The organism is Cryobacterium serini (assembly GCF_004404025.1).
Taxonomy (GTDB): Bacteria; Actinomycetota; Actinomycetes; order Actinomycetales; family Microbacteriaceae; genus Cryobacterium; species Cryobacterium serini.
This window is the reverse complement of record NZ_SOHN01000010.1, coordinates 110,022-123,240: the sequence shown is the minus strand read 5'-3', so window position 1 is coordinate 123,240 and position 13,219 is coordinate 110,022. Positions and strand designations below refer to the sequence as shown.

Annotated in this window: 11 protein-coding genes and 1 pseudogene; 4 read left to right on the top strand and 8 right to left on the bottom strand. The window is 65.0% G+C overall.

What is annotated here, in order from left to right; all coding sequences use genetic code 11:
* Nucleotides 1–8: 8 nt before the first annotated feature.
* The 5 genes from E3T51_RS08755 to E3T51_RS08735 are packed head-to-tail and all read right to left on the bottom strand — an operon-like array spanning nucleotide 9 to nucleotide 5,088.
* A complete protein-coding gene (locus E3T51_RS08755; protein ID WP_134529513.1) occupies nucleotides 9–773 on the bottom strand; it encodes a FadR/GntR family transcriptional regulator in 765 nt (254 codons plus the stop codon).
* Complete coding sequence (locus E3T51_RS08750; protein WP_233205882.1) at nucleotides 757–1,545, bottom strand: 3-oxoacyl-ACP reductase; 789 nt, start codon at nucleotides 1,543–1,545, stop codon at nucleotides 757–759. The genes E3T51_RS08755 and E3T51_RS08750 overlap by 17 nt, the downstream gene beginning before the upstream one ends.
* A 21-nt stretch (nucleotides 1,546–1,566) precedes the next feature.
* Complete coding sequence (locus tag E3T51_RS08745) at nucleotides 1,567–2,928, bottom strand: aldehyde dehydrogenase family protein (RefSeq protein ID WP_134529512.1); 1,362 nt, start codon at nucleotides 2,926–2,928, stop codon at nucleotides 1,567–1,569.
* Nucleotides 2,925–3,734, bottom strand: coding sequence for a gamma-glutamyl-gamma-aminobutyrate hydrolase family protein (locus tag E3T51_RS08740; protein WP_134529511.1), 810 nt, complete (start codon nucleotides 3,732–3,734; stop codon nucleotides 2,925–2,927). Before E3T51_RS08740 ends, E3T51_RS08745 begins: the two co-directional genes overlap by 4 nt.
* Nucleotides 3,721–5,088, bottom strand: coding sequence for a glutamine synthetase family protein (locus E3T51_RS08735; RefSeq protein ID WP_104192298.1), 1,368 nt, complete (start codon nucleotides 5,086–5,088; stop codon nucleotides 3,721–3,723). Before E3T51_RS08735 ends, E3T51_RS08740 begins: the two co-directional genes overlap by 14 nt.
* Nucleotides 5,089–5,361: 273 nt before the next feature.
* Between E3T51_RS08735 and E3T51_RS08730 the strand changes: the two genes are divergently transcribed.
* Entirely contained in the window at nucleotides 5,362–6,906 is a 1,545-nt protein-coding gene (locus E3T51_RS08730; RefSeq protein ID WP_134529510.1) for an amino acid permease, read from the top strand.
* A gap of 8 nt (nucleotides 6,907–6,914) precedes the next feature.
* On the opposite strand, the gene E3T51_RS08725 is transcribed toward E3T51_RS08730, so the two are convergent.
* Entirely contained in the window at nucleotides 6,915–7,790 is an 876-nt protein-coding gene (locus E3T51_RS08725; RefSeq protein ID WP_166806422.1) for a fumarylacetoacetate hydrolase family protein, read from the bottom strand.
* Between the two features lie 53 nt (nucleotides 7,791–7,843).
* A pseudogene (locus E3T51_RS08720) lies at nucleotides 7,844–9,369 on the bottom strand (AlkA N-terminal domain-containing protein).
* A 75-nt stretch (nucleotides 9,370–9,444) separates the two neighbouring features.
* Between E3T51_RS08720 and E3T51_RS08715 the strand changes: the two are divergent.
* The 3 genes from E3T51_RS08715 (at nucleotide 9,445) to E3T51_RS08705 (ending at nucleotide 12,674) form a co-directional block, all read left to right on the top strand.
* Nucleotides 9,445–10,836 (top strand): FAD-binding oxidoreductase, encoded by a 1,392-nt coding sequence (locus tag E3T51_RS08715; RefSeq protein WP_134529509.1) that lies wholly within the window; start codon nucleotides 9,445–9,447, stop codon nucleotides 10,834–10,836.
* 39 nt (nucleotides 10,837–10,875) lie between these two features.
* Nucleotides 10,876–12,105, top strand: a complete 1,230-nt coding sequence (locus E3T51_RS08710) for a PrsW family intramembrane metalloprotease (protein ID WP_134529508.1) — start codon at nucleotides 10,876–10,878, stop codon at nucleotides 12,103–12,105.
* Nucleotides 12,106–12,302: 197 nt separating this feature from the next.
* Nucleotides 12,303–12,674: an FKBP-type peptidyl-prolyl cis-trans isomerase gene (locus E3T51_RS08705; RefSeq protein WP_104192302.1), complete on the top strand. Its 372-nt coding sequence runs from the start codon at nucleotides 12,303–12,305 to the stop codon at nucleotides 12,672–12,674.
* Between the two features lie 83 nt (nucleotides 12,675–12,757).
* On the opposite strand, the gene E3T51_RS08700 is transcribed toward E3T51_RS08705, so the two are convergent.
* The gene (locus tag E3T51_RS08700) at nucleotides 12,758–13,201 is read right to left on the bottom strand and encodes a pyridoxamine 5'-phosphate oxidase family protein (protein ID WP_134529507.1); all 444 of its coding nucleotides are present in this window, start codon (nucleotides 13,199–13,201) and stop codon (nucleotides 12,758–12,760) included.
* Nucleotides 13,202–13,219 lie beyond the last annotated feature (18 nt).

Genomic DNA, 13,219 nt, shown 5'->3' with positions numbered 1-13,219 from the left:
ACCCCGGTCTACTCGAGGAAGCCGCGCAGGAGCAGGGCGGTACCGCTCAGGTGCTCCCGCATGGCCTCGGCCGCGGCATCCGGTCGACCGGTGAGAATAGCAATGACGATTTGTTCATGCTGCTGGTTTGAATGGGCGATGTTGGGTGCCAGCAGGGGAATGGCATCGAGCAATTCGTTGAGCCGCATGCGCACATCGGCGAGCATCGGCACGAGCGACGGCGAACCCGCCAACTCGCCGATATAGAGGTGCAGGCGGGAATCAACGCGGCGGTACTCGTCGGCGTCGGCATCTGCGGCTGCCCCGAGGCTCGACCAGAGTAACTCACGTTCCGGCGGGGACAACACCCGACCCGCGGCGACGCGCGCGGCTCCCACCTCGAGAATGTCCCGCAGGGTGAGCACATCATCGATCTCTGCGGCGGTGATCGACCGGTGCGCTGCACCGGTCGGGGTACCCGCCGCCATGTCTGGCGGCGAGGGCAGCGCATCGCTGACAAAGGTGCCGCCGTACCTCCCGCGCCGCGAAATCAGGTAGCCGGCCCCGGCGAGCGACCCGATCGCCTCTCGCAGTGTGTCGCGACTGACACCCAACTGCGTGGCAAGCTCTCGTTCGGCCGGCAGCCGGTCGCCCGGCGCGATCAGCCCTAGCCGTACCGTCTGCAGTAGTCGTTGCACCGTCTCTTCGAACGTGTTGGTACCCGAGACCGGGCCCAGGAGCAGATCGCTGCTCAGGCCTGCCGTCGGCGGCGTTGCACTACTCTGGCGTGACATAGGCCGAGCTGATGCCACCGTCCACCAGGAAGGTGGAGCCGGTAATGAACGACGAGTCGTCACTGGCCAGAAAAGCAACGGCCGCAGCGAGTTCCTCGGGGTCGGCGAAGCGACCGACTGGAATGTGCACCAGACGCCGAGCCGCACGTTCAGGGTCTTTCGCGAACAGTTCCTGCAGCAACGGAGTGTTGACCGGCCCCGGGCAGAGCGCGTTCACCCGAATGCCCTGGCGGGCAAACTGCACGCCCAGTTCCCGGCTCATCGCCAGCACTCCGCCCTTCGACGCTGTGTAAGAGATCTGGCTGGTCGCTGAGCCCAGCACAGCCACGAAACTAGCGGTGTTGATGATCGATCCGCTGCCCTGTCGAACCATGTGCCGCAATGCCGCGCGGCAGCACAAGTACACCGATTTGAGGTTGACGTCCTGCACCTTCTGCCAGGCGGGGAGTTCGGTCGTCTCGATGGAGTCGTCATCGGGCGGAGAAATCCCCGCGTTGTTGAACGCCACATCGACCGATCCGTAGGTCTCGAATGCGGTGTCGAAGAGATGATCCACCTGGTCCTGATCGGTGACGTCGACCTTGACGAAGAGACCGCCGACCAGCGCTGCGGCTGCCTGGCCGGCCGCGTCGTCGAGGTCACCGATGACGACCGTGGCACCCTCGGCTCTGAACCGCTTTGCGGTGGCGAGGCCGATGCCGCTGGCCCCGCCGGTGATAACGGCGACCTTGCCGGCCAGGCGCTGGGTCAGGTCGATGCGAGTTATGCTCACAGGTTCTCCTTTGGTGTGAAACTAGTCAACCGCGATGAAAACATTCTTGGTTTCGGTGAAATGCAGCGGGGCATCCGGCCCCAATTCCCGTCCGAGTCCGGACTGCTTGAATCCGCCGAAAGGAGTCGAATACCGCACCGACGAGTGCGAATTGACCGACAGATTGCCCGACTCGACCCCGCGGGCCACGCGAATGGCCCGGCCGACGTCCCGGGTCCAGATTGAGCCGGACAACCCATAGTCGGTGTCGTTGGCGAGCTTCACGGCATCGGCCTCATCATCGAAGGGCAGCACGGTCACGACCGGGCCGAAGATTTCCTCGGTCACGCACCGGTCGAGACGGCTGGAGGGAGCGAGCACGGTCGGGGCGATCCAGAACCCGGCACCGGTCGGAGCGCTGCCGCGAAAGGCGACCGGTGCATCTCTGGGCAGATACGCCGACACGGCAGCATGATGCTGCCGTGAAACCAGGGGTCCCATCTCGGTGGCCGGGTCGGCCGGATCGCCGACCCGCACCGCGGCGACGGCCGGTTCGAGCAACTCCATGAACCGATCGAACACGCTGGCCTGCACCAGAATGCGACTGCGAGCGCAGCAATCCTGGCCCGCGTTCTCGAACACACCCGACGGCGCTGCGGCGGCTGCGCGTTCCAGGTCGGCGTCGGCGAAGATGATATTGGCGCTTTTGCCGCCGAGTTCGAGCGTTACCCGCTTGACCTGGTCGGCACAGCCGGCCATGATCTGCTTGCCGACAGCGGTCGAGCCGGTGAACACGACCTTGCGAACGTCGGGGTGCGTCACGAACCGGGTTCCTACGACTGACCCACGCCCCGGCAATACCTGGAACAGTCCCTCCGGCAGTCCGGCGTCGAGGGCGAGTTCTCCCAAACGGATGCTCGACAGTGGCGTCCATTCCGCCGGCTTCAAAACCACGGCGTTGCCGGCAGCGAGAGCAGGCGCGAACCCCCAGCTGCCGATCGTCATCGGAAAATTCCACGGTGTGATCACGCCGACAACGCCGAGCGGCTCGTGAAAGGTGAGGTCGATGCCGCCCGCGACCGGAATCTGCTGCCCGAACATGCGCTCGGGGGCTGCCGAATAGTAGTCGAGTACATCACGAACGTGCCCGGCTTCCCAGCGCGCCTGTGTGATGGGATGCCCCGAGTTGCGCACCTCAATGGCAGCCAGGTTTTCTCGGTCGTTGTCAACGACCTCGGCGAATCGTCGCAAGACGCGGGCCTTGTCGGCGGGGGCTACGTCGGCCCACGTCTTCTGGGCCAGGACGGCGCGGGCGATCGCCTCATCGGTTTCGTCCTGGCCCAGGTGTTCGACTGTTTCCCCGATCGATTCATCGGCCGGGTTGATGACGGTATAGCTGCTCATTCTGGTGCCCTTTCTGCCCCTGCTGATGGTCTTGGCGGGTGCGGCGCGGGCGTGCCCCGGCGCGGGGCTGTTGCCCTATAGTCTCGAGCGGCGCTGACCAATGCGGTGAAGAGGCGAAGATCGTCGGGCGACTGCTCCGGATGCCACTGCACGGCCATCCCGAACGGCACCGTCGTCAGCTCCACACCTTGCACGATGCCGGCATCCGTTGTGGCCGTCACTCGCAGACCGGCGGCTACGCGGTTGATGGATTGGTGGTGGTACACCGGGACCGAAGGCAGGAGCGTTTGGCCGTCCAGCAGCGCACTGAGCGTCGAGTCTGGTTCAACGGCAACATCGACGATATTGAACACACCGTTACCGGCTTGATAAGTCGTGTCGCCGACCAGGTCCGGCAGATGCTGGTGAAGACTTCCGCCGAGGGCGACGTTAAGCATCTGCGCACCCCGACAAATGCCTAGAAACGGCAGTGCGCGGGCGATGGCCTGGTGCAGGAGTACCTCTTCCCAAGCGTCTCGATCCGGCCGGGGCTCGTCCGTCTGGGGGTGCGCGGCCTGCCCGTAGCGCGCCGGATCGACATCTTTGCCGCCGGTGATGACCAGGGCGTCGAGGCCGTCGAGCACCCGGTCGGCAATAGCCGCGGTCACCGGCTGCGGGGGCAATAGCACGGCGATGCCGCCCGCTTTGGTGATCGCGTCGAAATAAACTCGTGGCAGAATCGCTGCCGGCACATCCCACACCCCGGTCTGGGCCTGCTCGAGATAGGTGGTCAGGCCGATCACCGGTCCGGTCTCAGAGTCGTTCAAAGCCGCGCACCCGCTCCCAGTCGGTCACGGCGGCATCGTAGGCCTGCACCTCAATGCGTGCGTTGTTCAGGTAGTGCTCCACGACCTCGTCGCCGAACGCCTCGCGGGCCGTGGCGGAACCGGCGAATAGTTCGGCCGATTCGCGCAGCGACGACGGAACTCGCGGGACGTCGCTGGTGTACGCGTTTCCCTCGTACGCGGACTCCAGCTCGAGTTCGTGCTCGATGCCGTACAAGCCCGCCGCGATCAGGGCGGCGACAGCCAGATATTGATTGACATCACCCCCGGGGACCCGGTTCTCGACCCGCAGAGCCGGCCCGTGCCCGACGACGCGCAGCGCACACGTGCGATTGTCGAGCCCCCAGGCCAGCGCGGTCGGCGCGAAACTACCCGGAACGTAACGCTTATACGAGTTGATGTTGGGAGCGGAGAACAGGGTCAGCTCTCGCATGATCGCGATTTGTCCGGCCAGGAAGTGTCGGAATAGCTTCGACATCCCATGCTCGGCCTGGGCGTCGTGAAAGACTGGTTCACCGCCCGGACCCTGCAGGCTGATATGGATATGGCAGCTGTTGCCCTCCCGTTCGTTGAACTTCGCCATAAACGTGAGGCTCTTGCCGTGGGCGTCGGCGATCTCCTTGGCCCCACTCTTGTAGACGGAATGATTGTCACAGGTGGCCAGTGCCGTCGCATATCGAAACCCGATCTCCTGCTGCCCGAGATTGCATTCGCCCTTCACTCCTTCGCAGTACATGCCGGCGCCGTCCATGGCAAGACGAATATCGCGTAGCAGCGGTTCCATTCGTGTGGATGCCAGCAGAGAGTAATCGATGTTGTAGTCGCTGGCCGGGGTGAGGCCGTCGTATCCCTTTTTCCAGGCTTCGCGGTAGCCGTCGTCGAAAATGATGAACTCTAGCTCGGTCGCACAGAACGCAGTGAGCCCGTGTTCGGCCAATCGGTCCAATTGGCGACGCAAAATCTGCCGCGGCGAAGCGAGCACCGGTTTCTCATCGAGCCAGTGCAGATCGGCGGTGACCAAGGCTGTTCCGGGCAGCCACGGGGCCAATCGCAGTGTATCGAGGTCGGGGACCATTGCCATGTCCCCATACCCGTGCGACCAGCTCGAGGTGGCATAGCCTTCGACGGTGTTCATCTCCACGTCGACGGCGAGAAGGTAGTTGCAGCATTCCGCACCATGAGCGGCAGCATCCTCCAGGAACAGCCGAGCAGAGAGTCGTTTGCCAACGAGGCGCCCCTGCATATCAGTGAACGCGACAACGACGGTGTCGATCTCACGGCGGGAAACCAGAATGGTCAATTCCTCGAGGGTGAGGTTTCCGGTACGAGTTGTCATCGAGCTTCTCCTCGGTGCTGGTATGAGAGCGGGGTAGTCAAGGCCATTCGGCGGTTCGCGGAGCAAAGTGGAAGAATCAGGCAATTTTCAACCATTAGAGCACACTTCACCGACGGGAGGAGTGGTGTTTTTGTGTGATTGTGGCCCGCGATTTTCTTCAAAGGTATATACACCGCACCATTCAGCATTTAGCATCATGGCAACCTCACTGAACGATTGCGCTCTAGCCGCTGGCACTACCATCGGGTGCGCAACGAGCGCAAAGGAATTGAGATGTCCAAAGACACCTTGAAAGTTTCGGGCGTGAAGTACACCACGGCGCAGGCCGGCTACTTCGAGAAACGTCGGCTCACTCGCAGTGCCGGCATCTGGGGCCTGTGGGGTCTGGCCGTGGCAGCGGTGATCTCCGGAGACTTTTCGGGCTGGAATTTCGGCATCGACTTCGCCGGTTTTGGCGGAATGCTAATTGCCTTCCTGCTGCTCATCGTCATGTACTACGGAATGATCTTCAGCATCGGCGAGATGGCGGCGGCGATGCCGCACACGGGTGGGGCCTACTCGTTCGCCCGGGCGGCTATGGGACCCTGGGGCGGTTTCGTTACAGGGCTAGCCGAAACCATCGAATACGTCGCGACCACCGCGGTCATTGTGTACTTTTCTGCTTCCTACGCCGACGAGATAACGCAGGTACTGCTCGGCGTCTCCCTGCCACCGTGGATGTGGTGGCTCATCCTGTACGCCGCCTTCATTGCACTCAATGCTGCCGGCGCGGCCATCTCCTTCAAATTCGCTATCGTCGTGGCGATCATCTCCATTGCGATCCTGCTGGTGTTCTCCGTCATGGCAGCGTTCTCCGGGTTGTTCAGCTGGGACAACCTGTTCAACATCACGCCGGATGCCGGCCGGAGCACCTTCCTGCCTCACGGCATACTCCCGATCCTGTTCGCGCTGCCGTACGCCATGTGGTTTTTCCTCGGCATCGAAGAACTCCCACTAGCAGCCGAGGAATCGCACAACCCGGTGCGTGACATTCCGCGCGCCGGGTTCATCGCCCGAACCACACTGATCGTGACTGGCCTGCTCGTCTTGTTCCTCAACACCGGAGTCGTCGGCGCGGCCGAGATTGCCGGATCGACTGAGCCCTTGCTCGATGGGTTCCAGGCGATTGTGGGCGACGACGTCGCAGCGATGCTCGCCCTGTTCGCGCTGATCGGGCTTCTGGCCTCGTTGCAGGGGATCATGTTCGCCTACGGACGAAACATGTATTCGCTGTCGCGGGCCGGTTACTATCCGAAGTTCTTGTCACTGACCGGAAAACGCCAAACTCCGGCCATTGCCCTCCTTGTGGGTGCCATCATCGGATTTGTGGCGCTTGTGCTGGTCGATTCCCTCGGCGGGGCCGCCGGTGTCGCTGGCGCTATCGTGCTCAACATCGCAGTCTGGGGCGCTGTGATCGCCTACGTCCTGCAGATGGTGTCGTTCGTGCTGCTGCGTAAAAAGTTCCCGAACGCCAGCCGCCCGTACCGCAGCCCGTGGGGCGTTCCCGGTGCCGTTATCGCGGGCATCCTCTCGCTGGCTATTTTCTTCGGCTTTTTCATCAACGAACCGGCACGGCCGGCGATTGCGGCCATCGCCGTGGTCTACGTGGTGATGCTCCTGGCCTTTGCGCTCTGGGGGCGCAAGCGGCTAGTCCTCTCTCCCGAGGAGGAATACGCGGTATCGGGCGGGTTGCACCGAGACCCGCAAGCGGATGGTTACGGCGGCACGGTCGAGAATGAACTGCTCGCCCGCGACGGGAAAGACGACCCGCGGCTCTGACCCCGTGACTAGATCTCGCGACAGTGCGTCGTGAGCATGCCGATCTTGTCGATCGAAATTGTCACGGTCGAGCCGTCGCGCAGAAAAATCGGGGGTTTGCGGCTGTAGCCGGCGCCGCCAGGGCTGCCGGTGGAAATCAAGGTACCGGGCATGAGCGTAGAAGTCTTCGACAGGTAGGAGATGATCTCCGCGACGGTGCGCACCATGTCGCCGCTCGAAGCATCCTGCAGAATACGACCGTCGACGTGGGTGGTCAGCCACAGATTCTGGGGGTCACCAATCTCATCGGCGGTGACGACCAGGGGGCCGGTCGGGGTGAAGCCGTCGAAGGATTTGCAGCGAGACCATTGTGCCTCTGAGAACTGCAGGTCGCGAGCGGTGATGTCGTTGACGACCGTGTAGCCAAAGACATAGTCCAGGGCGTTGGCGACCGACACGTTGCGGGCCGGGCAGCCGATGATGACGCCGAGTTCGGCCTCGTAGTCGACCTGGGTGGTGAGGTCGCGCGGCCAGATGATGGTCGAGCCGTGACCGGTGAGCGAGTTCGGCCAGAGCGAGAATACGGTCGCCGCTGTTTCAAGACGCAGGCTGAGTTCGGAGGAGTGCGCGGCGTAGTTGGCGCCGATCGCGATGATCTGCGGTGGGCGCAGCACCGCCGAGGAATGCCTCAGCTCATCGACGGGGGTTAGGGCGGCGCCGGTGGAGACAGCGTCGAGGCTGATCGCGCGGATGCGTTCGTACTCGGCGTCGCCCTGTTCGAGCAGGTCTTGCAGGTCGCGGGGGGCGTCGTCCATGACGTCGTCCAGGAACAGCGCCGCGTCGTCGAAGACCACGGCCAATCGGGGAATGGATGAGCCGTCAACTCTGAGATGCGCAAATTTCACTCTTCTAGGCTAGCGGGCCTCACCCGGCGTCGCCCTGCGGGGTGCTCCAACCCTCACGCTGTCCGCTTGGAGGATACCGGGCAAGAAGCCCGCCACAGATGCATTCCGGCATAACTGCGCCACGGAGCCCAGTCAGCTCCACGGGAGGCGAGCACTCGGGGGTCGACCGAAAGCCCGAGGCGGCCGGCACCCTGCCGAAGAGCTAAATCGCTCGTGAGTAAAATGTCGGGGCTGCCGAGCACCCGCATGGCCACGTACCCGGCCGTCCACGGCCCGATTCCCGGCACTGCCAGCAGGCTCGCCTCCAGCTCGGCCCGCGTCTGCCCAAATGACGGCGCCAGATCGCCCGATGCCAGCGCCTGCGCCACCCGCAAAATAGTCTCGATGCGCGCCCCCGGCCCCCGCAAGACTGCGCGACCGCCCGCAGCAATTTGCGCCGGGGTGGGGAACAGCAGCCGCAGCTCGCGGCCTGGAAGGCGGTCACCGAGCGCGTCGGTCAGCCTGGTCAGCGCGGTGCGGGCCGCAGCCACCGAGATCTGCTGCCCGATCAGGGCCCGAAACAGCGTTTCTTCGGCGTCCATGCTGCCCGGTAAGCGGATGCCGGGGGTCCGCGCGACCGAGGCGGCCAGCGCCGGGTCCGCGGCCAGATGATGGTCGATGGCCTGGGCATCCGCATCGAGATCGAATAATCGACGGATTCGGCCGACCAGCGGTACCAGGTCTGTGAGCCGCGCGAGACGGATGCTGCAGGCCAGCGCCGGGGCAGCATCCGTCCCCGACAGGGTCACCAGAACCGTCGCAGTGCCGTGCGGCAGCCGCACGGTGCGCTCATGCTCGTAGCGGTGGCCGTTTCAACGCCGGGCAGCGCCCTGGTGCCGAGAAAGCGCAGCACTCCGATGCCGTCGAACGGCGCCCGCGCCGGCAGCTGCAGCGTGATCCTGGTCTCGGCGTGATCGAGGTCCGGGTGCGGGTGCGCTGGCGGTGTGCGCCGGGCGCTGCGCACCTCGGAGGGGGTGCGCTCGTAGACGGCCGCCACGGTGTCGTTGAACTGCCGCACGCTTCCGAAGCCCGCAGCGAAGGCCACGTCGGTGATCGGTAGTTCGGTGTTCAACAGCAGCAGGCGGGCCGTCTGGGCGCGGTGCGCCCGTGCCAGGGCGAGCGGCCCTGCGCCGAGCTCGGCGACGAGCACCCGGGACAGGTGACGCGGCGTGTAGCCGAGCCTGGCGGCCAGCCCGTGCACGCCGTTGCGTTCGACGACGCCGTCACCGATCAGGCGCATGGCCCGGGCGGCAAGGTCGTCACGCATGTTCCAGGCGGGAGAGCCTGGCACCGCATCGGGCAGGCAGCGTTTGCACGCACGCAGACCAGCCTCGTGCGCTGCTGCGGCGGTGAGATAGAACGAAACGTTGCCTGGCCTGGGGGTGGTGGCCGGACAGCTCGGACGGCAGTAGATGCCGGTGGTGTGCACGCCGGTGATGAACTGCCCGTCGAAGCGCGTGTCCCGCGAGCAAATGATGCGATAGCGCTCTGCGAAATCCGGGTCGGTGGCCCTTGCTGCGGGGATAGATGAAGTGGTCACCCCTTTAGCGTGTCACGGCTCGCAACGAGCGGGTAGTGAAAAATCAGACATGGAGCGGCTCGATAGGCTGGGTTGATGAACGCACTGTTGCGCCTCCAGTCCGAGCTCGGCCCAGTCGTCAGCGTCGACCCCCTCGACCTTGCGGCCCACCGCACCGACAAATCAGGCTGGGTGGCCGACGGCACGCCGCTGGCCATCGTGCGCGCTACAACGGTGGATCACGTTCAAGCGGCGCTGCGCATTGCAACCGAATTCCGGGTGCCGGTGGTCACGCGCGGCGCGGGAACCGGCCTGTCGGGCGGAGCCTGCGGCACCGACGGGTCCATCGTGCTGAGCGTGGCTGGACTGTCCCGCATTGTCGAAATCAACCCCGACGACGAACTCGCTGTCGTCGAAGCCGGAGTGATCAATCAACACCTAAACGATGCGCTCTTCGACCACAACCTGTGGTTTGCGCCCGATCCGGCGAGCAAGGCCATCTCGACGATCGGCGGCAACATCGCCACCAACGCGGGCGGGCTGCTCTGTGCCAAGTACGGCGTTACCCGTGAGGCCGTACTCGGCTTGACCGTCGCTCTCGCCGACGGCAGCCTGCTGCGCACCGGCCATCGCACGGTAAAGGGGGTCACCGGGTACGACCTCACCGCCCTGCTGACCGGGTCAGAGGGCACACTCGGCGTCATCGTCGAGGCCACGGTGCGGGTGCGCGCACTGACCCCCGGCACGGTCGCCACGATCGGTGCGGTCTTTGACACGGTCATGGCGGCAGCTGCAGCCAGCGCGGCGATCACGGCCGCCCGCATTCGCCCAGCCGTCATGGAACTCATCGACCCGATCGCCCTTGGCCACATTGCGACCTACCTCGGCCCGGAGGGGGCGGCCGGGCTGCCGCTTCGCGGCGGCGCGTTCCTGCTCGTGCAGACCGACGGTCCGGCCGCGCTCGCCGAAGCCGAGGCCGCCCTCATCGTGCTGCGCGCGGCGGGCGGCGAAGCCACCCTCTCAACAGATGCCGTCTCCGGCGACCGTCTGCTGGCCATCCGCCGGGCCATGCACCCGGCCCTCGAGCAGCTGGGCCGGGTGCTCATTGAAGACGTGTCGGTGCCGCGCTCGCGCATGGCCGAGATGTTCGCCGCGATCGCCGAGATCAGTGCGCGTACGGGAATTCCCATACCCACCGTCGCCCACGCCGGCGACGGCAACCTGCACCCCAACTTCGTGATCGCCCGCAGACCCGGTGAAGCAGCGGATGCCCCGGTGCCAGACAACATCTGGGCGGCGGCCGATGAAATGTTCCGGGCAGCACTCCACCTCGGTGGCACCCTCACCGGCGAGCACGGCGTCGGCGTGCTCAAGCGCCGCTGGTTGCGGGACGAGATCGGCGACACCAGCCTCGACCTGCAGCGCCAGCTCAAGGCGGTGTTCGATCCGCTCGGCATCCTGAACCCGGGCATCATGTTCGACGCCTGAGACGAGCGTTCCCGGCGTACCGGCCGGTATTCTCGAGGAATGAGTCTCGACCAGCCGCCAGGCCAGCCGCCCCATCAGCAGCATCCCGTGCAGGCGAGCCCAACCCCGGTGGAACCGGTCTGGAGCGGCCAGGTGCGCCCATCCCGCACCGGCCCGATCGTTCTCGGTATCGTCGGGATCGTACTCGCCGGGCTGGCCCTGCTCGCCGTGTTTCTCTACCTGGCGACTTTACTCGGCACGGGGGCACTGCTGGTCGGGCTGCTCCTGGCCCTGCTGCCGCTCGCGGTCGTGCTGCTGTCGGTGCGCTGGATCGATCGCTGGGATCCGGAGCCGCGGCCGGCCCTCATCTTCGCGTTGCTCTGGGGCGCCGGAATTTCCATCGTCAGCGCCCTCATCGTCGACCTCGGGGTACAGATCACGATTGCGGCGAGCGCGGGCGCGCTGGCCGGAAGCGATTTCGCATCCGCTGTCATCCAGGCCCCCATCGTCGAAGAAGTCGCCAAGGGCTTCGGTGTGCTGGTGCTGTTCTGGGCGGTGCGCCGGCACTTCCACGGCCCGCTCGACGGTGTCGTCTACGCCGCAACGATCGCGGCTGGATTCGCGTTCTCCGAGAACATTCAGTATTTCGGCCTGGCCATGGCCGAGGGCAACGCCCAGACCCTCGGCATCACCTTTCTCCTGCGGGGGGTCTTCTCACCGTTTGCGCACGTGACCTTCACGATCTGCACCGGCCTCGCCCTCGGTCTGGCGGCACGGCGCAGCGCCACCAAAAGCGGTGCGGTCGCATTCTTCCTCCTTGGCCTCGTGCCGGCGATCGGACTGCACGCACTGTGGAACGGCGCCACTTTCCTGCTGGCCGGGGACGCATCCGTTCTCTTCTACTACGTCGTCGTGCAGGCGCCGCTGTTCATCGTCGCGATTCTTGTGGTCGTCTTTCTGCGCCGCCAAGAGGCCCGAATGACCCTGCGACGGCTGCACGAATACTCCCAGGCCGGCTGGTTCACCGCGGCCGAGGTCTCCATGCTCGGCACCGACTCGGGACGTAGGCAGGCCCTCGCCTGGGGTGCGCGTCAACCGCGTCCGAAGCAACTCGCCATGCGCCTGTTCATAGCGGATGCAACGCGCCTCGCCTTCGTGCGCGATCAGCTTGTGCGCGGCCAGAGCTCCCCGGCACTGAACGCCCGGGAGGCGCGATTGCTCACCCGGCTGATGCACCACCGGGCCGATGTGCTCGGGCAGGCGCTGCCGGGACCGACGCCAGCGGCGTAGTAGGGGTGCCGGGGTTGCGCAACCCGCCAGCGGCAACAGAAACTCGTCGCCTCGGTGGTGTGGCGGTGCCGACGACTCTCCCGATGCGACGAGTTACTGTGTAATCAGAGTGCACCCACTCGCGGCTAGACGCAAGCATTATTTTCTGAGGTTCCGCCCGGTGTGCATTCCGGCGCGGAATCCGGTTGGATGGGTCTATGACTGATTTGAATTCCAAGCCCGAAATCGATTTTCCAGAGGGCGCTGCGCCCGAACAACTCGAGATCACTGATGTCGTCGTCGGCGACGGTGTCGAGGCGACCGCCGGAGCGACCGTCGACGTGCATTACCTCGGCGTCGAGTTTGCGTCCGGCGATGAGTTCGACTCGTCCTGGAACCGCGGCCAGTCGATCAACTTTCCTCTGCGCTCACTCATCGCGGGTTGGCAGGAAGGCATCCCCGGTATGAAGGTCGGCGGACGTCGCAAGCTTGTAGTGCCCCCGCACCTCGCCTACGGACCGGCCGGCTCTGGCCACCGTCTCTCCGGACAGACCCTGATTTTCGTGATCGACCTGCTCGGCGTGAGCTAAGCCGGCGCCAAACCACACTGAACGGGATATGGCTGCTGCAGCTGTATCCCGTTTTGTTTGCGCGCTGACCTGATCAGGGACGATTAGATCAGGGCCGCCGTCGGCTCCGGGCCGAGTATGAACCGCCGTCCGGTGATCGACTCCGGCACGATCTCGACGAAGACCGGCTTGAACGTGGGAATCAGCGGCCGCAACGGTAAAGCGGCGGCGTCGTCGACGTCCCGCTGGGTGTCGAGCGCGCGAGCCGTTCCGTGCACGACGACACTCCACGCCTCGTCGCGACCCACGCCATCCGTTTCGAAAGCGACCCGGTTGTTGACCGTGAGCTCAATGAGCTTGGTGCCCGACGCGGTGCGAAACAGCAGGCGCCGGTCGGCGGCGACAAAATTGACCGGAAAAATGTCGGGGATGCCGCCGACGGAAACGGCCAGACGGCCCAGACTGGCCGAGAGCAAGGCGTTCCAGCATTCCTCTTCGCTGAGATTCTGCACGGCCGATGCAGCCTCGTTGACGTCGTTGAAGTTCATGGTCCATCGTCACACGCC